Consider the following 17,737-nt stretch of genomic DNA (forward strand, 5'->3'; position numbering starts at 1 on the left):
TCAGTGATTCATTCGTTTTTTGGTGTACCGGGTCGGCGCCGTATTGGCGGGATCATCGGGCCACGGGTGTTTGGGGTAGCGTCCGCGCATTTCTTTTTTTACATCGTCATAGGCACCGGCCCAGAAGGCAGCCAGATCCCGGGTCAGCTGCAGCGGCCTGCGCGCCGGTGACAACAGCTCAAGAAGCAGTGGCACCCGGCCTTCCGCCAGCAGCGGAGAACCGGGTTGCCCGAACATTTCCTGCAGCTTTACCGGCAAAACCGGATCTTCCTGTTTCCGGTAGCGAATCGCTGCTTTGGTGCCGGTGGCCAGTTCAAGCTGGCTGGGTAGCAGAGTATCCAGCAATTGCCGCTGTGGCCAGTCCAGCCGGCTCAGTAAAATGCCGTGCCAGTCGAGCTTGCCAAGCTCACTCCAGCGGCCAAGGCCGTGCAGGTGCGGGGCCAGCCACTGCTCGGCATCGGCCAGCCAGGCGGTTTCATCACATTCCATAAAGCCTTTATCGGCCAGTTTTTGTCCGGCAAGCTGCATGCGAAGCCAGGTTTGTTCGGCTTTTTCGTTCAGCGGTAGCGCCGCCCAGCCCCGTTTTTGTATTTCCTGCAGCAAACATTGCGCCTTTTGTTCCGGGCTGACCGAACTCAACGGCGTCCGTTGCAGCACCAGTCTGCCAAAACATCGCTGTCGCTCGGCCCGCACCCTGTCGGCATCAGCATCCCACTCCAGTTGCTCCCGCTCACTGAAACGCTCCGGTAACAACGACTGAAGCTGACTGAGCTCCACCGGTTCAGCAGCCTGCACAAACACGCCCCGCTCGCTCCGGCCGAGTGCCGCCACCGCCAGCCAGCTTTTGCCGGTAAGCGGGCTGCCTTCGGGCAAATCGGCACTCAGGCCGCCGGCCAGACCGTAGCGACGCCCGCCGCGCAACTGCCCCAGCCACTCTGGTCTGGCGTTGGCCAGCAAAACGCCCACATAAGTGCCTTCGGGCTCACTCATTGGCTGCTTTATTCGTTCAAACCAGCGCCGGGCACTGGCCCTGATGCGGCCTTTGCCCGCCAGTATTTGTCCGGACAGGGGGCTATCTCCGAGCCGGTTTTCTTCCAGCAGCGCCAGCAGCCAGACGCCATCGGCCAGCGCGCCCTTATGGCCCTGCTGCTGCCACGCCAGTGCAGTCAGCAACAACTGCCCCAGCCAGGGCTCACAGCCCAGCTGCCAGACCCGCCGGCCCAGTGGCGTCAGCTGGGTACCGGCCAGTAATCCCAGCACTTCCAGCTGCTGCTGCGCCGCCGCCAGCAAGGAGGCCGGCGGCGGCGTGAGCAAAGGCAACTGTTCTGGCTGGGCCCCCCAGGCGGCACACTCCAGTAAAAAACCACTGAGGCAGCTTTGCTCTATATCTGCCGGCCGCCGCGGGGCCAGCCGTTCCTGCTGCTCCCGGCTCCACAGCCGAATACAGGTGCCCGGCTGCAGCCGGCCGGCACGGCCGGCCCGCTGAGTGGCCGAGGCCTGGCCGATGAGCCGGCTGTGCAACTGAGTGATACCCGACTCAGGGTCAAAACGGGCCTGGCGCTCCAGCCCCGAGTCCACGACCAGGGTAATACCTTCAATGGTGAGCGACGTTTCTGCCACATTGGTGGCCAGCACCAGCTTGCGCCGGCCTTCTTGGGCTGGCGCTATGGCTGCCTGTTGCTCCGCAAGGGAAAGACGACCATATAAGGGTCTGAGCTCCACATCATCGGGCAAGCGCTCATTCAGCCACTCTGCAGACCGGCGAATTTCCCGCTCGCCGGGCAAAAAGGCCAGCAGGCTGCCCTGCTCACGGCCCAACGCATCCAGCACGGCCAGACCCAGACTTTCTTCCAGCGGTGTATGCAGGTTGCGGGGCCGATATTCCAGCGCCACCGGAAAACTGCGTCCCTGGCTGCTTACCAGGGCCGCTTCCGGCAGCAGGCTGTTGAGAGCCAGGCCATCCAGAGTGGCCGACATCACCATGATTTTAAGGTCATTCCGCAGTGCCTGGCATTCCAGCGCAAAAGCCAGCGCCAGATCCGCCTGCAGACTGCGCTCATGAAATTCATCAAAAATAAGCAGACCAACCCCGTTCAGCTCCGGATCTGCCTGCAGCATGCGGGTTAATACGCCCTCGGTGACCACTTCCAGCCGGGTCTGTTTACCAATACGGCTTTCACCACGCATGCGATAGCCTACCGTCTGCCCGGGCTGCTCATTCAGCTGAGCCGCCAGATATTGAGCAATGGAACGGGCCGCCAGCCGGCGCGGTTCCAGCATAATAATGCGCCCTTCAGTCATCTGCTGCTGCAACAGCCACAACGGCAGCCAGGTAGACTTGCCGGCACCGGGCGGGGCTTCAATAATAATCTGGCTGGCCGCAAGGGCGTGCTGCAGTTGCGGCAGAACCTGGGTAATGGGTAGCTGGTTCACGGCGTTACTCGGCTGGCATTAAACCCGGCTATTGTGCCAAAAGGTCTGCAGGAATGAAATTTGCGCCAGCGCAACACTCATACGGAACACTGACGTAAGATTGTGTATAGTGGTTTCTCGGTAACCAGACGGAGCTTGTTGCCCATGCATTGGTTTTTACCACCAGCAATTTCACGGTTCTGCGCCGGCAGCTGTTATGTTTAAAGCCCGGCTTAGCATTTTTTATACGCTGCTGACGTTTGTCTGCATTTTTTCTGTTGGCCTGTTTTATACGCACCTTAGGCTGCAGGCAGATCGTAAAGAGCAGCTGCTGCTGGTAGAGGAAGTCGCCAGTGCTCAGGCCTCATCACTAGAGCGCCGCCTGACGCAGGCGCTGTCGTCTACCTATATTCTTGCTCAGGAAGTACGCCGCAGTAACGGGGAATTTCATGACTTCAACAAGTTTGCCAGAGAAGTCATGGATTCTCTGGGTGGTGTGTCTGCATTACAGCTGGCACCAGACGGTACAACCGAGCAAGTCTATCCACTGCATGGTAATGAGCAGGGCATTGGTCATAATTTGCTGTTCAGTGACCAGCGCAGCAAAGAAGCCTGGCAGGCCGTCAACAGCAAAAAGCTGACTCTGGCCGGTCCCTTCCCGCTGGTGCAGGGTGGTGTGGGCCTGGTAGGGCGCAATCCTGTTTTTCTTGATCAAAATGGCCGTGAGGAGTTCTGGGGTTTTGTAACGGCCCTGATCCACCTGGATGATTTGCTGGCAGTCACAGAGCTGGGGACGCTGGCACAAAAACACTACACCTATACCCTGTCACGCCAGCACCCCGATACCGGCAGCACCGATATTTTTGCCCGCACTGACGCCCCGCTGACACCGTTGCAAATTACGCGTACCATTCAAGTGCCCAATGGTGAATGGACTCTGACCATGAGTCGTCCGGTCAGCTTTGTTCAGCCCATGATCACCGGGGCCGGCTTCAGTCTGCTGCTTGCTGCCATTATGTCTTTATTACTCCATCGCATCTTACGTGAGCCTGAACGCTTGCGCAGCCTGGTAAAACAGCAAACCAACCGGCTGGAACACCTGGCTTTTCACGACGAGCTCACCGGATTGGCTAATCGTCGCTTCCTGACCGAAAAGCTGGATCAGGCCCTTTTTCACAACCACCGCAAGGGTGAATGCCTGGCGCTGATGTATCTGGATCTGGATGATTTCAAACGCATCAATGACTCCACCGGCCATGAAGACGGTGACCGCTTGCTGGTGATGGTGGGGCACCGTCTGCAAGAAGCAGTACGGGAAGCCGATATCATCGGACGGCTGGGTGGCGATGAATTTGCAGTGATTCTGCTCAACATAGAAAATGCCGATAATGCCCGCCAGGTAGCCGAAAAGGTTATCAGCACCCTGAGCCAACCGGTAAACCTGGGGCAGCACGAGGCAACCATCAGTGCCAGCATCGGCATTACCATGGCTCCTGATGACGGCAGCAGTAGCAGCGAGTTACTGCGCAATGCTGATCTGGCCATGTATAACGCCAAGCGGGCAGGCAAGAATCAGCTGTCCTTCTATAACAGCGTTATGCAGGAGCAGGCTCTGCAGGCCATGGTGCTGGAAGATGAGTTACGACGGGCTCTGCAACGCCGGGAATTTGTGCTGATGTTTCAGCCCATAGTGTCTTTGACCAGCGGCAAAAACATAAAATTTGAAGCATTAATTCGCTGGCAGCATCCTGAAAGAGGTCTGCTGGCCCCAGGCAGTTTTATCGATATCGCTGAACAAACCGGCCTGATTGTCCCTGTCGGCTATTGGGTGATTGAAGCCGCCTGCGAGTTTATTCAGCAGCAGTACCAACATGGCGTGCCGGTCAGACCCGTTGCCGTCAACCTGAGTGTCTGCCAGCTACGAGAGCCGGATCTCGCCTGCAAGATAGAGCGAATAATGGCACACCTGAAGGTGCCTCCCTATTTATTGGAACTGGAAATTACCGAATCCATGCTGATGGAAAATGTGGAGCTGGCCATGACGCTGATTAACCAGCTGCAACAGCTCGGCATTCGCATCTCTATTGACGACTTTGGCACCGGCTATTCCTCCTTGTCGCAACTGCGCCAGCTGCCGTTCAACTCCCTCAAAATTGACCGCTTGTTCATCAAGGATCTGGAAACCAGCCTGGTGGATCAACAAATGGTAGAAGCCATTACCGCCATGGTGCACAAGCTCGACCTGATGGTGGTAGCAGAAGGCATAGAAACAGAATGGCAAATGGCATTTCTTGCTGCTGCCGGCTGTGATCATGGCCAGGGCTTTCTGTTCGCCAGACCGCTTCCGGCAGCCGATGCACTGCAATACCGCGGCCATAACATACGATCAAAAGGCGATCAAAAAGCAACGGTATGACTGAAACGAACAATCGCCTGTTTCTGGCCTTCGCCGCCCAGCAGCTGGCCCCTGAGCTGACATTATTACAAAACCGGCTGGCGCTGCCGGGCCGGCGCGTTCCTCCCGAGCAATTCCATATGACTCTGCATTTTATGGGTCAATGCACACCCGAACAGCAGACCTCTTTGCTGGCCCAGATAGACCGCCTGACACTGCCTGCCTTTGCCCTCACTCTGGATCGGCTGGGCTGCTTTGCCAAAGCCGGCGTTATCTGGCTGGGGCCAAGCACACCGCCTGACTCTCTGATGAAGTTATACGAGACCGTAGAGCTGAAATGCCGGGCTTTGGGTGCCGGCAAGCCCCACCGCGCCTACCGGCCTCATATTACTCTGTTCAGAAACTGTACCAGTGAGGCGCTACCACCCATAGCGCCACTGCATTACCGCCCGGACAGCCTGTGCCTGTATCGCTCCGAGCTGACCGCGCAGGGGCCGGTTTATCACTGCCAGAAGCGCTGGCCTCTGAAAAGGGAATAGGGACTAGGGACTAGGGAGCAGGAATGTCGGTTATCGCAGCGCTATTCCGCTCCTGCAGACGGCTTTCAACGACACTTCGGTGTTTAAACCTCCACCGGTACTGGCTCGGTCAGGGTCATGCCTTCTGGTGAAATCGTTGCCTTCCAGGCCTGGCATTCCACGCCGGCGGCAACGGCTTCGCGCACCAGAGCGGCGTATTTGGGATCCAGATGCTCTGCGGGGCTGACCCGCTCAATGCCGGTGTGCAGCACGCAAAACAGCATCACCGCTCTGTGACCGGCCTTGGCGCATTCTATCAGCTCGCGCACATGTTTTTGTGCCCGCAGGCTTTGCGTATCCGGAAAAAAACCGGCCCCGCCACCTTCATACAGGGTCACGCTTTTCACCTCCACATAACAGTCGGGCCGGCCTTCGCCGCTCAGTAAAAAATCAATGCGGCTGTTTTCACTGCCATAGCGCACTTCGGCCCGCACTCGTTCATAACCGGCCAGTGCCGGAATTCGCTGTTCACTCAGCGCCTCGGCCACCAGCTGATTGGCCCGGCTGGTATTCACGCAAATAAAATCACCGGCATCATTGCGGCTCAGCTCCCAGGTATGGGCATATTTTCGCCTGGGATTATCGGAAGTGGAGTAAAACACGGTCCAGCCCGGCTCGGCACACCCCGTCATCCGGCCGGTATTGGGGCAATGCAGCGTCAGCTCCCGCCCCTCCGCCTGCACATCGGCCAAAAAACGTTTATAGCGCCGAATCAGCCGCCCGCAGCCCAATGATGAGGAAAAATCCAAAATAAAACCTATAGTTGTTGAAATGATACGGAATGGTAACCGTAACAAGGTTTCAGGCTCCAGACTTGAAAAGCGCTCACTTCGCCCCCATCTGGTGGGGTCACCATAAGAAAGCATGGACTCTTTGGTGACATGGTGGTGGTGTTTATATAGCCAGATTGTGCCGTACGAAGACCACTTTCGCAGAAACAGCACGGTAAAATTGCTTTGCCATTATGCTTTCTGCTATAGATAGCCGCTTCTCAAATTTGGTTGGCGCAATATTTGCTTTTTAGGAGATACAGAATGCCAGCAGTCGAAACCAAAAAATCTCTCGGTATTCTGGCTATTGCCGGTGTTGAACCCTACCAGGCCAAGCCCGACGAAGAATACATGAACGAAGCGCAGAAAACGCACTTCCGCAAAATTCTGGGTGCCTGGCGCAATCAATTACGCGAAGAGGTGGATCGCACCGTGGGCCATATGAAGGACGAAGCCGCCAACTTCCCGGATCCGGTAGACAGAGCCGCCCAGGAAGAAGAATTCGCCCTTGAGCTGCGTGCCCGCGACCGGGAACGTAAACTGATCAAAAAGATCGAAAAAACCCTGCAGAAAATCGAAGAAGACGATTTCGGCTTTTGCGAGCACTGCGGCGTGGAAATTGGCATTCGTCGTCTTGAGGCCCGTCCCACTGCCGATCTGTGTATCGACTGCAAAACCCTGGCCGAGATCAAGGAAAAGCAGATGGCCGGTTACTAACCGGTCAGTATATCCATGAATAACACAGCGCCCGACCGCTATACAGGGCGCTTTGCCCCCTCTCCCAGCGGTCCCCTTCATTTTGGCTCTCTTATTGCCGCTCTTGGCAGCTACCTGCAGGCCCGCAGTCTGGCAGGGCAATGGCAGGTGCGCATTGAAGATCTGGACCCGCCCCGGGAAGTTGCGGGGGCAGCCGATGATATTTTACGCACCCTTGAGGCCTTTGGCCTGCACTGGGACGGTGCCTTGGTATATCAGAGCCAGCGGCATGAGCGTTATCAGCAGATACTGGATGACTGGGCCAGCCGCGGGCTTACCTATTACTGTCACTGTACCCGCAAACAGATTGCCGCCGCCGGGGGGCTCTACACCGGCCACTGCCGGAAACTGGGACTGGCAGCAAAAGGTGCCGCCGTGCGGTTGAAAATGTTCAGCCCCGTCTATGGTTTTCACGATCAGCTGCAAGGTGAGGTGCGCGTGGACGAGCGCCTCGCAGAAGAAGATTTTATTGTGCGCCGGCGCGACGGCTTTTATGCCTATAACCTGGCGGTGGTCATTGACGACATGGATGCGGGCATCACACAAGTGGTGCGCGGTGCCGATCTGCTTGAGCCCACAGCGCGCCAGATTGCACTCTACCGTTTGCTGAATGCTCCCGTACCCGACTGGCTGCATTTGCCCCTGGCGGTATTTCAGGGCAATAAGCTGTCCAAGCAAAACCATGCGCCTCCCCTGAATATAAAAGCACCAGGTGAGGCCTTGTGGCAGGCCCTGACGTTTCTCGGGCAGCAGCCACCGGCAGACTTGTTTGGTGCCGGTGCAGATGAATTGCTGGCCTGGGCCATTTCGAACTGGCAGCTGAATAAAGTGCCTTCGAGGCCAGATATTGAGCTGAATTGCGCCGACAGTTCGCATTTTCAGCGCCCTGCGCTATCATAGTGCGCCGATTTTTCAACCCCGACCCTCGCGAGGTGTCCTATTTTTTCCCAGATTGCCGGCTTTTGTAAAAAGCTGCTGACCCGACAACAGGAGGCGTTGCCCTTGCAACCCGTGGTACTGACGCGCGACCAGCATGGTATTTCGCGCCAACAAATCAGTGATAACGCCCTCAAGGTGCTCTATCGCCTGAACAAGGGTGGCTATGAAGCCTACCTGGTAGGCGGTGGCGTGCGCGACCTGCTGCTGGGCCGCCAGCCCAAAGACTTTGACGTGGCCACCAATGCCACACCGGAGCAGGTAAAGGGGCTGTTCAGCAATTGCCGGCTGGTGGGCCGTCGCTTTCGTCTGGCCCATGTGCTGTTTGGCCGGGACGTGATTGAAGTGGCGACCTTTCGCGGCCATCACCACAGCGTGAACACCAGCAAGCATGTGTCTTCCCGCTCCAAGGAAGGCATGCTGCTGCGGGATAACGTCTACGGCACCATCGAAGAAGATGCCGAACGCCGCGACTTTACCGTTAACGCCCTCTACTACAATATTGCTGACTTTACCGTGCTGGGCTTTGCCGGCGGCCTGGCAGATCTTGAAGCCCGCCGCCTTGATCTGATTGGCGACCCGGAGACCCGTTACCGGGAAGACCCGGTGCGCATGCTGCGTGCCGTGCGTTTTTCCGCCAAGCTGGGGCTGTCCATCAGTCCGCGCACCGAAGCGCCCATCAGAGAGCTGGCACCACTGCTGACCGATATTCCGCCTGCCCGCCTGTTTGAAGAAACCCTCAAGCTGCTGCTGGCCGGTCAGGGTGTCGAAACCTATCGTCAGCTGCAGCACTACGGCCTGTTTGCGCCATTGTTTCCGGAAGCCTTTGAGGTAATGGGCCACGGTAACAACCGCTATGGTCGCTTTATTGAGCTGGCCCTGGCCAACACCGATGAACGCATTGCTCAGGAACAGCGGGTCACTCCTGCTTTCCTGTACGCTGCGCTGCTGTGGGGCCCGGTAGAAACCCGCACCCAGGAATTTGTTAACGAAGGCGGCCTTGGCTATCACGATGCCTTTATGCTGGCTGCCGACGAAGTCATTAGCCGCCAGGTCAAAAGCGTGGCCATTCCGCGCCGCTTCAGTACCGTCGTGCGCGATATCTGGCAGCTGCAGGACAGGCTCACCAAACGCGCCGGCAAGCGCCCGTTCCGCTTGCTGGAACATCCCAAGTTTCGCGCCGGCTACGACTTTTTGCTGCTGCGGGCCGAGCTGGACCCGCGTTTGCGTGAACTGGCCGACTGGTGGACCGACTTCCAGCAGGCCAATCCGGTGGATCGTCAGCAACAGAGCCGCCCTGCGCGCAACAGCAACGATAACGAAGGCAGCAGCCGTAAACGCAAGCGTCGCCGCCCGCGCCGGAAAAAAGAGTCGTGACACGGGTTTATGTCGCCCTGGGGGCTAATCTGAATGAGCCACTGGCCCGTATTCGCGCGGCCCAGCAGGCCCTGTCGTCCCTGGCTGACGCCGGCAGCCTGCGTCACTCCCGGCTGTATTGCAGCAAGCCCATGGGTCCGGCCGATCAGCCCGACTTTATCAATGGCGTATCGGTATTTGATACCAGCCTTTCCCCCCACGACCTGCTTGATGCGCTGCAGGCCATCGAGCAGCGGGAAGGACGCGTTCGCAAGGATGAACGCTGGGGACCCAGAGCACTGGATCTCGATATACTGCTCTATGGAGAGCAGCAAATTAATGATCAACGTCTTACCGTTCCTCACTACGGCATGAAGCAAAGGGAATTTGTACTTTATCCGCTGGCAGATCTCGCCCCTGAGCTTACCCTGCCCTGCGGCACGACTCTCTCCTCCCTGCTGCAACAATGCCCGCTCAACGGCATGACGCCTCTGTCCGAGCAGTAACAGGAAACCAAAATGAGTAAAATCACTACCGCCAGACTGCGGGCCATGAAGCAGGCCGGCGACAAAATCGCCATGATCACTGCCTATGACGCCACCTTTGCCACTCTGTTTGAGCAAGCGGGTGTGCACGCCATTTTAATTGGCGACTCGCTGGGCATGGTGCTGCAGGGTGAAAGCAGCACCCTTGGCGTAACCATGGATGACATGGCTTACCATACCCGTTGTGTGGCTAATGGCTGCGAAAAGGCGTTCATCGTCGCCGACATGCCGTTTATGAGCTATAGCAACCCGGAGCAAGCCTGCACCAATGCGGCAACGTTGATGCGCGCCGGTGCTCATATGGTAAAGCTGGAAGGAGGTGACTGGCTGTCCGAGACGGTGCAGCAGCTCACCCGTCAGGGCGTGCCGGTATGTGGTCATCTGGGGCTGACACCCCAGTCGGTACATGTGTTCGGCGGCTTCAAGCTGCAGGGCCGTGAAGCCGAGCAGGCAGCGCAGATCAAGCATCATGCCAAAGCGCTGGAAGCCGCCGGCATTCAGCTGCTGGTACTGGAATGCGTACCCAGGCCGCTTGCGGCCGAGATCAGCCGCATGCTGTCGATTCCGGTGATTGGCATTGGTGCCGGTGCCGATACCGACGGCCAGGTGCTGGTGATGCAGGACGCCCTGGGGCTGACTACCGGCTATGTGCCCAAATTTACCAAAAATTTCCTGGCTGACAGCGGCAATGTAAAGGCCGCTATCGAGACCTATGTGGCCGAGGTGGCCGCAGGCCGCTTTCCCGGCCCTGAGCACAGCTTTAACTGAGAGAAGTTCCATGCAAGTGGTCAGTCATATAGAACAGCTGAGAACCACCATCAGCGAGTGGCGTCGCGCCGGCCTGCGCATCGGCTTTGTGCCCACCATGGGCAACCTGCACAATGGTCACCTGGAGCTGGTACGCCGGGCCCGTGAACAGGCCGACAGAGTCGTGGTCAGTATTTTCGTCAATCCCCTGCAGTTTGACCAGGCCGCCGATCTGGATGCCTATCCACGCACGCTGGAGCAAGACTGCGAACGCCTGGGTGAGCTGGCCGAGCTGGTGTTTACTCCCACCCCCGAGCTGATGTACCCCCATGGTCAGCAGCAACAGACCAAAGTCGTTGTGCCAGGTGTTTCCGAAGTACTGGAAGGAGCGCTGCGCCCGGGCCATTTCGACGGCGTCAGCACGGTTGTGTGCAAGCTGTTCAATCTGGTGCAGCCCGATGTGGCCTGTTTTGGCGAAAAGGATTATCAGCAACTGGCACTGATCCGTAAAATGACTGCAGATCTGAACCTGCCGGTAGACATTATTGGCGTGCCCACGGTACGCGCCGACGACGGCCTGGCGCTGAGTTCACGCAACGGTTACCTGACCGAGGCCGAACGGGCACTGGCACCCATGCTTGCCGACACCATGAACTGGCTGGCCCAGCGGCTGGCCGCCGGCGAACGCAATCTTGAGCAGCTGGCTGCCGATGGCAGCGCCCGGCTGACTGACGCCGGTTTTCGCACCGATGGCATCGATATGGTAGATGCCGACACCCTGCTTCCGCTGAATGAACACAGCCGGGCAGTGGTCATTTTAATGGCTGCCTTTCTGGGCAAGGCCAGACTGATAGACAACCGGGTCGTCACACTCGGCTAACCATACGGAGACAAGCAAACATGGACATGCAACGCATTATGCTCAGAGGCAAGCTGCATCAGGCCCGGGTTACCCACGCCGAGCTGAATTATGAAGGCTCCTGCGCCATTGATCAGGATCTGCTGGATGCGGTGAATATTCGCGAATATGAGCAGATTGATATTTATAACATCGAGAACGGCGAGCGTTTTCATACCTACGCCATTGCCGGTGAGCGGGGCTCGAAAATGATTTCCCTGAACGGTGCCGCTGCCCGCAAGGCCGCCGTGGGTGATCGCATCATCATCTGCGCTTATGCGCCCATGAGCGAGCAGCAGATCGAGTCTTACGACCCGAACCTGGTGTATCTGGATGCCGATAACAACATAGTGCGCACCAGCAAGAACATTCCGCTGCAACTGGCCTGATAGCCGGTTTTCATCGCAGTAAACAACAAAAGGCAGCCAAATGGCTGCCTTTTTGCTTTAACGCGCTGGAGAAATAGTGCAACGAAGCATCAATGCGGTTGCGCTCCGCCGACACGCTTCATTGAAGGCCACTCATTAAAAAGCCTGCTGCGAACATATTTAATGTTCGTTCAGGCTTTTTACTTCGTCACGGCGAGCAAGCTCGCCCCATGTACGCTCGAAAATGCCATCCATGGCATTTAATGGTCGGCTACGGCAATCCCCACTGCTGCTTCGGGCAACATCGGCGTTGCCTGCATGCTGCCAATCAGCTCCGAGTGTCCAAGAAGGACAAAGGGTGTCTGCTTCGCCGTACCCTTTGCCCGTTTACGCAGGCGTTACAGACACCTGCTGATCAGTGCCGCAGGCCGCGGCCGGTGTGGATCAGGTACCAGGCGGCGGCGTAGAAGGCGGCGATAAAGGCAATAATAATGCCGTAGGCCACGGTCAGGGGCACATCACTGATGCCGAGAAAACCATAACGAAAGGCGTTTACCATATAGAGCACAGGATTGGCATGAGACACCCCCTGCCAGAACTCCGGCAGCAGCTCTATGGAATAAAATACCCCACCCAGATAGGTCAGCGGCGTCAGAATAAAGGTGGGAATAATGCTGATATCGTCAAAGGAGCGGGCAAAAATAGCGTTCAGCAGCCCGGCCAGAGAAAACAGCACGGCGGTGAGAAAAATGGTGAAGACCACGCTGAACAGGTGGCTTATCTGCAAATCCACAAAGAACAGCGATACCAGACTCACAATCAAACCAACCAGCAGGCCCCGCACCACGCCGCCTCCCACATAACCGGCGATGATCACATAGGTGGGCACCGGGGCCACCAGCAGCTCTTCCACATTGCGCTGAAACTTGCTGCTGAAAAACGACGAAGCCACGTTAGAGTAGGAGTTGGTGATCACCGACATCATAATCAGGCCGGGCACAATAAAGGCCATATAGGAATAACCACCCATCTCGCCGATACGGCTGCCGATGAGGTTGCCAAAAATCACGAAATAGAGGGTCATGGTAATGGCCGGCGGCACCAGGGTCTGCACCCAAATGCGGGTAAAACGCACTATCTCCCGGTGCAGTATGCTTTTGAAGGCGATGTAATATTGTCTGGTATTCACGCTTTTCTCCCCTGCTCCACCAGTGTTACAAACAATTCTTCCAGCCGGTTGGCCTTGTTGCGCATGCTCAGCACACGAATACCCTGCTCATTCAGCTGAGCAAACACTCCATTCAGCCCCTGCTCTTTTGCTACTTCCACTTCCAGGGTGTGATCGTCTGTCATCTGCCAGTTAACACCCGATAAAAAGGGCTCGCGACAGTCGGCAGCCAGATCGAGAATAAAGGTTTCCACATTGAGCTTGCCCAGCAACCCCTTCATGGTGGTATTTTCCACCAGCCGGCCCTTGTCGATAATGCCGATATGGCGGCACAATATCTCCGCCTCTTCCAGATAGTGGGTGGTAAGAATAATGGTGATACCTTCAGCATTAATTTCTTTCAGAAAATCCCACATGGCCCGGCGAATTTCGATATCCACTCCGGCGGTAGGCTCATCAAGGATCAGTAATTTGGGCTGATGCATCAAGGCGCGGGCTATCATCAGCCGGCGCTTCATGCCGCCGGACAAAGTACGCGCCGGCAGATCCCGCTTGTCCCACAGATCCAGCTGTTTCAGGTAACGTTCGGCCCGGGCCAGAGCTTCCTTGCGCTCCACACCATAGAGCCCGGCCTGATTCACCACTATCTGGCGCACTTTTTCAAACTGATTAAAGTTGAATTCCTGGGGCACCAGACCAATACAGGACTTGGCCTGCTCCAGCTCAGTATCTATATCGTGACCAAATACCTTTACGGTGCCGCCGGTTTTGTTCACCAGCGAGGAAACAATGCCGATAGTCGTGGACTTTCCCGCTCCGTTGGGGCCCAGCAGGGCGTAAAAATCACCCGCTTCCACATTCAGATCTATTCCCTTGAGCGCTTCCACACCACCCTCATAGGTTTTGCGCAAGCCCTGAATTTCCAGTGCTTTGGTCATATTTTCTCCAAACGAAAAACATATGTCTGGGCAAGGACCAGGCATATGAAGGAATTAAGTGTCGGAATACAGAGAGCGCGCTACTCCAGCGGTACCACTTTGCCGATGTAAGGCAGGTTGCGGTAACGTTGTGCGTAGTCGATGCCATAACCTACCACGAATTCATCGGGAATGGTAAAGCCCACCCAGTCTACCGGCACCTGGGCTTCACGACGCTCGGGTTTGTCGAGCAGCGTGCAAATGGTGAGCGAGGCCGGGCTGCGCAGAGTCAGTATTTCCTTCACCTTGCTCAGGGTGTAACCGGTGTCGATGATGTCTTCCACTATCAGCACATGCTTGCCGTGAATCTCGTCATCCAGATCTTTAAGAATGCGCACATCCCGGTTGCTGTCCATGCTGTTGCCGTAGCTGGAGGCGGTCATGAAGTCGAGCCGCACCGGCACGGTAAGATGGCGGCACAGATCGGCCATAAAGATGCAGGAGCCCCGCAACAGGCCCACCATCACGACCTCATCAACGCCCTGATAGTGGTTGTTTATCTGTTCGCCCAGCGCCTGAGTTCTGGCATTGACCTCATCGGTGCCGATCAGCACATCCACTCGGTGTTTCATTGTTACTGCTCCATTCGGGTGAATCACACCCGGCTGTGATTAAAGCGGTATTTTAGCGGAATTCCCAAACCTGTGCACAAACGCGGATACGCAGCGCGAAGCATCAGTGCGGTTGCACTCCGCCGACACGCTTCAAGTACTTCCCTGTAACGCTCGAAAATGCCATCCATGGCATTTTATGGTCGGCTTCGGCAATCCCCACTGCTACTTCGAGTAACCTCGGCATCGCCTGCATACAGTCACCCCAGCACATTCTGAGGAGGACAAAGGGTGTCTGCTTCGTCGCGCCCTCTGCGCCATGGATGGCGCAGTGGAGCCCCCATGGATGGGTTCACGGCGTGCCGGAGAAGCAGTGCGCTTTGGCCGACGAACTGCACTGTACCTACAGACAACTGGTTTTTACTTCCAGCTTCCGGGTTCTAGCTTCGCTCTGATCCGTAACCCCAGCGGCTGACCAGATCCTGATCCAGCCCCAGATGATCCAGGATCCGTGCCACCATAAAGTCCACCAGATCGTCGATCGATTTGGGCTGGTGATAAAAGCCCGGTGCTGCCGGCATGATGGTCACGCCCATGCGTGCCAGTTTGAGCAGGTTTTCCAGATGGATCTCGGATAACGGCGACTCGCGGGGCACCAGAATCAACTGGCCTTTTTCCTTAATCACCACATCTGCGGCGCGTTCAATCAGGTTGTCGGACGCCCCGCTGGCAATGGAAGCCACCGTGCCCATGGAGCAGGGGCAGATCACCATGCGCCGGGGAGCGCCTGAGCCGGAGGCCACCGGCGAGAACCATTCTTCCTTGCCATACACTCGAATCTGGCCGGGCCCGGCCTGATAGCGCTCGCACAGATAATCGGCCAGCTGCTCCGGTTTGCCAGGCCACTGTTCGCCCTGCTCGGTAGCCAGCACCACACGGGCAGCGCTGGACACCAGCAGATGCACCTGAATGCCGGCGGTGACCAGACATTTCAGCAAAGACAGCGCATAAGGCGCACCAGACGCGCCGCTTAATGCCAGGGTGATTTGCTGTTGCCGGGAATATTCAGCCATGCTGTGCCTCCAGTGCCGCCAGCAGCTTGTCGTGAATGCCGCCAAAACCGCCGTTGCTCATGATCAGAATGTCGTCGCCGGCCTCGGCCTTGCGCACCAGATCGGCTATCAGCTCATTTAACTCGTCAAACACCCGGCCCTGAGGGCAGGCATCGGCCACCGCCTGCAAATTCCACTCAAGCCCGGGAGGCTGAAACAGATAGGTGACATCGGCCTGTTGCAGCGAGTCTGCCAGCGCTTGCTGGTATACGCCCATTTTCATGGTGTTGGAGCGGGGCTCCAGCACCGCCAGTACCCGGCCGCCCTTGCTGCGGGCGCACAGGCCGGCCAGGGTGGTGGCTATGGCGGTGGGATGATGGGCAAAGTCGTCCCACACACGAATGCGGTTTACCTCGCCTTTTTGCTCCATGCGCCGTTTGGGTGACACAAAACCACAGAGGGCGGCAATGGCTTCGGCCACAGGCACACCGGCATGACGGGCGGCGGCCAGCGCCATCAGGCCGTTGTTCACATTATGCAGACCCATGCAGGACCAGTTCACCTCTCCAGTCCGCTCATCATCGAGCCAGACCGCAAAGTGACTGCCGTCGCCCGCCAGCAGCTCGGCGCGCCAGCGGCCCCCCTCGCCCACATATTCCAGCTCACTCCAGCAGCCCATGTTTTTCACCGCGTCCAGCGCCGGTGTATGTGTTGGCATCAGAATACGACCATGGCCGGGCACCATGCGCAGCAGATGATGAAACTGCCGCTGGATTGCCGCCAGATCGGGAAAAATGTCCGCATGATCAAATTCAAGGTTGTTCAGGATCAGAGTGCTGGGGCGGTAGTGTACAAACTTGGATCGCTTGTCGAAAAAGGCGCTATCGTACTCGTCCGCCTCGATCACAAAGAAAGGGGCATTACCAAGACGGGCAGAAACCTCAAAGTTGCCGGGCACGCCGCCGATCAAAAAGCCGGGCGCAAGGCCGCAGTCTTCCAGAATATGCGCCAGCATGCCCGAGGTGGTGGTTTTGCCGTGAGTGCCGGCCACCGCCAGTACCCAGCGGTCCTGCAGCACATGCTCAAGCAGCCACTGCGGACCGGAAGTATAGGGAATGCGCCGGTTGAGCACGGCTTCCACACAAGGATTGCCCCGGCTCATGGCGTTGCCGATCACCACCAGATCCGGCACTGGATCGAGCTGGCTTGAATCATAGCCTTCGATCAGCGTGATCCCCTGTTGCTCCAGCTGAGTACTCATGGGCGGATAAACATTGGCGTCACTGCCGGTGACCTGGTAGCCAAGCTGACGGGCCAGCACCGCCAGCCCGCCCATAAAAGTGCCGCAAATACCGAGAATATGAATATGCATGAGACTGCCTTCGGCGTTTAAAAAGTGCCGCCATTCTAGCAATGTGGCGGCTCTTTGGGCACTGCTCTGGTGATTCACGCGACAGGCCGGTTATAATGCCGGCCTGTCATCGCCGTTACCCATTTGTATAACAGATGCAAAGCGGCCGCGGTGGTACACTCGATTCACAAATACGTAACTGACTATATACAAGGAAACGTCATGAGCCTGAACCTGGTACCGGCCGGTAAGAGCCTGCCCGAAGATATCTATGTGGTAATCGAAATCCCTCAGAATGCCGATCCCATCAAATATGAAGTAGACAAGGACACCGGTGCCCTGTTTGTGGATCGTTTCATGGCCACTCCCATGTTCTACCCCTGCAACTACGGCTACGTGAACCAGACTCTGTCTCTGGACGGCGATCCGGTAGACGTGCTGGTACCCACTCCTCACCCCCTGGTGCCCGGCTCAGTGATCCGCTGCCGTCCGGTTGGCGTACTGAAAATGACCGACGAGTCCGGTGAAGACGCCAAGGTAATCGCCGTTCCCCACAGCAAGCTGAGCAAGGAATATGAGCACATTCAGGACATCAATGACGTGCCCGAGCTGCTCAAGGCCCAGATCAAACACTTCTTTGAGCGCTATAAAGAGCTGGAAGCCGGCAAGTGGGTGAAGGTAGAAGGCTGGGAAGACAAGGCCGCCGCTGAAGCCGAAATTCTGGCTTCCGCCGAGCGTTACAATAAGGCCTGATCATTCTGCCTTGCTGATATAAAAAAAGAGCACTGCGGTGCTCTTTTTTTATTGGTGTGGCGGTCAGCCGGTTTTTGATGAATGTTGGCAAAATGGCTCTTAACGAGCTTTTTTGTATACAGAT

General features: G+C 57.1%; 17 protein-coding genes. 10 read left to right on the forward strand and 7 right to left on the reverse strand.

Annotation, left to right across the window (positions count from 1 at the left end; all coding sequences use genetic code 11):
- Nucleotides 1-2,433 (reverse strand): ATP-dependent helicase HrpB, encoded by a 2,433-nt coding sequence (gene hrpB / locus N2M06_RS14665; RefSeq protein WP_346351124.1) that lies wholly within the window; start codon nucleotides 2,431-2,433, stop codon nucleotides 1-3.
- 196 nt (nucleotides 2,434-2,629) lie between these two features.
- Here hrpB and N2M06_RS14670 point away from each other — a divergent pair, with 196 nt between their 5' ends.
- Together N2M06_RS14670 and thpR are read left to right on the forward strand one after the other, a co-directional pair.
- Nucleotides 2,630-4,828, forward strand: coding sequence for an EAL domain-containing protein (locus N2M06_RS14670; protein ID WP_346351125.1), 2,199 nt, complete (start codon nucleotides 2,630-2,632; stop codon nucleotides 4,826-4,828).
- Nucleotides 4,825-5,346 carry an RNA 2',3'-cyclic phosphodiesterase gene (thpR, locus tag N2M06_RS14675; protein WP_346351126.1) on the forward strand — a complete coding sequence of 174 codons (522 nt, stop codon included), beginning with the start codon at nucleotides 4,825-4,827 and terminating at the stop codon, nucleotides 5,344-5,346. Before N2M06_RS14670 ends, thpR begins: the two co-directional genes overlap by 4 nt.
- Before the next feature lie 83 nt (nucleotides 5,347-5,429).
- On the opposite strand, the gene sfsA is transcribed toward thpR, so the two are convergent.
- The gene (gene sfsA / locus N2M06_RS14680; RefSeq protein ID WP_346351127.1) at nucleotides 5,430-6,134 is read right to left on the reverse strand and encodes a DNA/RNA nuclease SfsA; all 705 of its coding nucleotides are present in this window, start codon (nucleotides 6,132-6,134) and stop codon (nucleotides 5,430-5,432) included.
- A 285-nt stretch (nucleotides 6,135-6,419) separates the two neighbouring features.
- On the opposite strand from sfsA, the gene dksA reads away from it, so the two are divergent.
- The 7 genes from dksA (at nucleotide 6,420) to panD (ending at nucleotide 11,782) form a co-directional block, all read left to right on the forward strand.
- The gene (gene dksA / locus N2M06_RS14685) at nucleotides 6,420-6,872 is read left to right on the forward strand and encodes an RNA polymerase-binding protein DksA (RefSeq protein WP_019934448.1); all 453 of its coding nucleotides are present in this window, start codon (nucleotides 6,420-6,422) and stop codon (nucleotides 6,870-6,872) included.
- A 15-nt stretch (nucleotides 6,873-6,887) separates the two neighbouring features.
- On the forward strand, nucleotides 6,888-7,811 hold the full coding sequence (gene gluQRS, locus N2M06_RS14690) for a tRNA glutamyl-Q(34) synthetase GluQRS (protein WP_019934449.1): 924 nt from the start codon (nucleotides 6,888-6,890) through the stop codon (nucleotides 7,809-7,811).
- Between the two features lie 72 nt (nucleotides 7,812-7,883).
- The gene (gene pcnB / locus N2M06_RS14695) at nucleotides 7,884-9,224 is read left to right on the forward strand and encodes a polynucleotide adenylyltransferase PcnB (protein WP_346352195.1); all 1,341 of its coding nucleotides are present in this window, start codon (nucleotides 7,884-7,886) and stop codon (nucleotides 9,222-9,224) included.
- On the forward strand, nucleotides 9,221-9,709 hold the full coding sequence (folK, locus tag N2M06_RS14700) for a 2-amino-4-hydroxy-6-hydroxymethyldihydropteridine diphosphokinase (protein ID WP_019934451.1): 489 nt from the start codon (nucleotides 9,221-9,223) through the stop codon (nucleotides 9,707-9,709). Before pcnB ends, folK begins: the two co-directional genes overlap by 4 nt.
- A gap of 12 nt (nucleotides 9,710-9,721) precedes the next feature.
- The gene (panB, locus tag N2M06_RS14705) at nucleotides 9,722-10,516 is read left to right on the forward strand and encodes a 3-methyl-2-oxobutanoate hydroxymethyltransferase (protein WP_346351128.1); all 795 of its coding nucleotides are present in this window, start codon (nucleotides 9,722-9,724) and stop codon (nucleotides 10,514-10,516) included.
- Nucleotides 10,517-10,526: 10 nt separating this feature from the next.
- Nucleotides 10,527-11,375 (forward strand): pantoate--beta-alanine ligase, encoded by an 849-nt coding sequence (gene panC / locus N2M06_RS14710; protein ID WP_346351129.1) that lies wholly within the window; start codon nucleotides 10,527-10,529, stop codon nucleotides 11,373-11,375.
- A 26-nt stretch (nucleotides 11,376-11,401) separates the two neighbouring features.
- On the forward strand, nucleotides 11,402-11,782 hold the full coding sequence (gene panD, locus N2M06_RS14715; protein WP_317074564.1) for an aspartate 1-decarboxylase: 381 nt from the start codon (nucleotides 11,402-11,404) through the stop codon (nucleotides 11,780-11,782).
- Between the two features lie 394 nt (nucleotides 11,783-12,176).
- Here the strand turns inward: panD and N2M06_RS14720 are convergent, their stop codons facing one another.
- The 5 genes from N2M06_RS14720 to mpl all read right to left on the reverse strand — a co-directional run bounded on the left by N2M06_RS14720 (nucleotide 12,177) and on the right by mpl (nucleotide 16,881).
- Entirely contained in the window at nucleotides 12,177-12,950 is a 774-nt protein-coding gene (locus N2M06_RS14720) for an ABC transporter permease (RefSeq protein WP_346351130.1), read from the reverse strand.
- Nucleotides 12,947-13,867 carry an ABC transporter ATP-binding protein gene (locus N2M06_RS14725; protein WP_346351131.1) on the reverse strand — a complete coding sequence of 307 codons (921 nt, stop codon included), beginning with the start codon at nucleotides 13,865-13,867 and terminating at the stop codon, nucleotides 12,947-12,949. The genes N2M06_RS14720 and N2M06_RS14725 overlap by 4 nt, the downstream gene beginning before the upstream one ends.
- A gap of 80 nt (nucleotides 13,868-13,947) precedes the next feature.
- Entirely contained in the window at nucleotides 13,948-14,478 is a 531-nt protein-coding gene (gene hpt, locus N2M06_RS14730; RefSeq protein ID WP_317074556.1) for a hypoxanthine phosphoribosyltransferase, read from the reverse strand.
- A gap of 419 nt (nucleotides 14,479-14,897) precedes the next feature.
- Nucleotides 14,898-15,530 (reverse strand): flavin prenyltransferase UbiX, encoded by a 633-nt coding sequence (locus tag N2M06_RS14735; protein WP_346351132.1) that lies wholly within the window; start codon nucleotides 15,528-15,530, stop codon nucleotides 14,898-14,900.
- Nucleotides 15,523-16,881, reverse strand: coding sequence for a UDP-N-acetylmuramate:L-alanyl-gamma-D-glutamyl-meso-diaminopimelate ligase (gene mpl, locus N2M06_RS14740; RefSeq protein WP_346351133.1), 1,359 nt, complete (start codon nucleotides 16,879-16,881; stop codon nucleotides 15,523-15,525). Before mpl ends, N2M06_RS14735 begins: the two co-directional genes overlap by 8 nt.
- 201 nt (nucleotides 16,882-17,082) lie before the next feature.
- Here mpl and ppa point away from each other — a divergent pair, with 201 nt between their 5' ends.
- On the forward strand, nucleotides 17,083-17,613 hold the full coding sequence (gene ppa, locus N2M06_RS14745; protein ID WP_019934460.1) for an inorganic diphosphatase: 531 nt from the start codon (nucleotides 17,083-17,085) through the stop codon (nucleotides 17,611-17,613).
- The last annotated feature ends 124 nt before the right edge of the window (nucleotides 17,614-17,737 follow it).

It is taken from the genome of Oceanimonas sp. AH20CE76, from assembly GCF_039654065.1.
GTDB lineage: Bacteria > Pseudomonadota > Gammaproteobacteria > Enterobacterales > Aeromonadaceae > Oceanimonas > Oceanimonas smirnovii.

What these genes read in the sequence shown, in the direction of transcription:
- N2M06_RS14670 (WP_346351125.1), top strand. Translation starts at nt 2,630, where the DNA reads ATGTTTAAAGCCCGGCTTAGCATTTTTTATACGCTGCTGACGTTTGTC.
- panB (WP_346351128.1), top strand. Translation starts at nt 9,722, where the DNA reads ATGAGTAAAATCACTACCGCCAGACTGCGGGCCATGAAGCAGGCCGGC.
- panC (WP_346351129.1), top strand. Translation starts at nt 10,527, where the DNA reads ATGCAAGTGGTCAGTCATATAGAACAGCTGAGAACCACCATCAGCGAG.
- mpl (WP_346351133.1), bottom strand. Translation starts at nt 16,881, where the DNA reads ATGCATATTCATATTCTCGGTATTTGCGGCACTTTTATGGGCGGGCTG.
- dksA (WP_019934448.1), top strand. Translation starts at nt 6,420, where the DNA reads ATGCCAGCAGTCGAAACCAAAAAATCTCTCGGTATTCTGGCTATTGCC.
- ppa (WP_019934460.1), top strand. Translation starts at nt 17,083, where the DNA reads ATGAGCCTGAACCTGGTACCGGCCGGTAAGAGCCTGCCCGAAGATATC.
- N2M06_RS14725 (WP_346351131.1), bottom strand. Translation starts at nt 13,867, where the DNA reads ATGACCAAAGCACTGGAAATTCAGGGCTTGCGCAAAACCTATGAGGGT.
- gluQRS (WP_019934449.1), top strand. Translation starts at nt 6,888, where the DNA reads ATGAATAACACAGCGCCCGACCGCTATACAGGGCGCTTTGCCCCCTCT.
- hpt (WP_317074556.1), bottom strand. Translation starts at nt 14,478, where the DNA reads ATGAAACACCGAGTGGATGTGCTGATCGGCACCGATGAGGTCAATGCC.
- N2M06_RS14735 (WP_346351132.1), bottom strand. Translation starts at nt 15,530, where the DNA reads ATGGCTGAATATTCCCGGCAACAGCAAATCACCCTGGCATTAAGCGGC.
- thpR (WP_346351126.1), top strand. Translation starts at nt 4,825, where the DNA reads ATGACTGAAACGAACAATCGCCTGTTTCTGGCCTTCGCCGCCCAGCAG.
- panD (WP_317074564.1), top strand. Translation starts at nt 11,402, where the DNA reads ATGCAACGCATTATGCTCAGAGGCAAGCTGCATCAGGCCCGGGTTACC.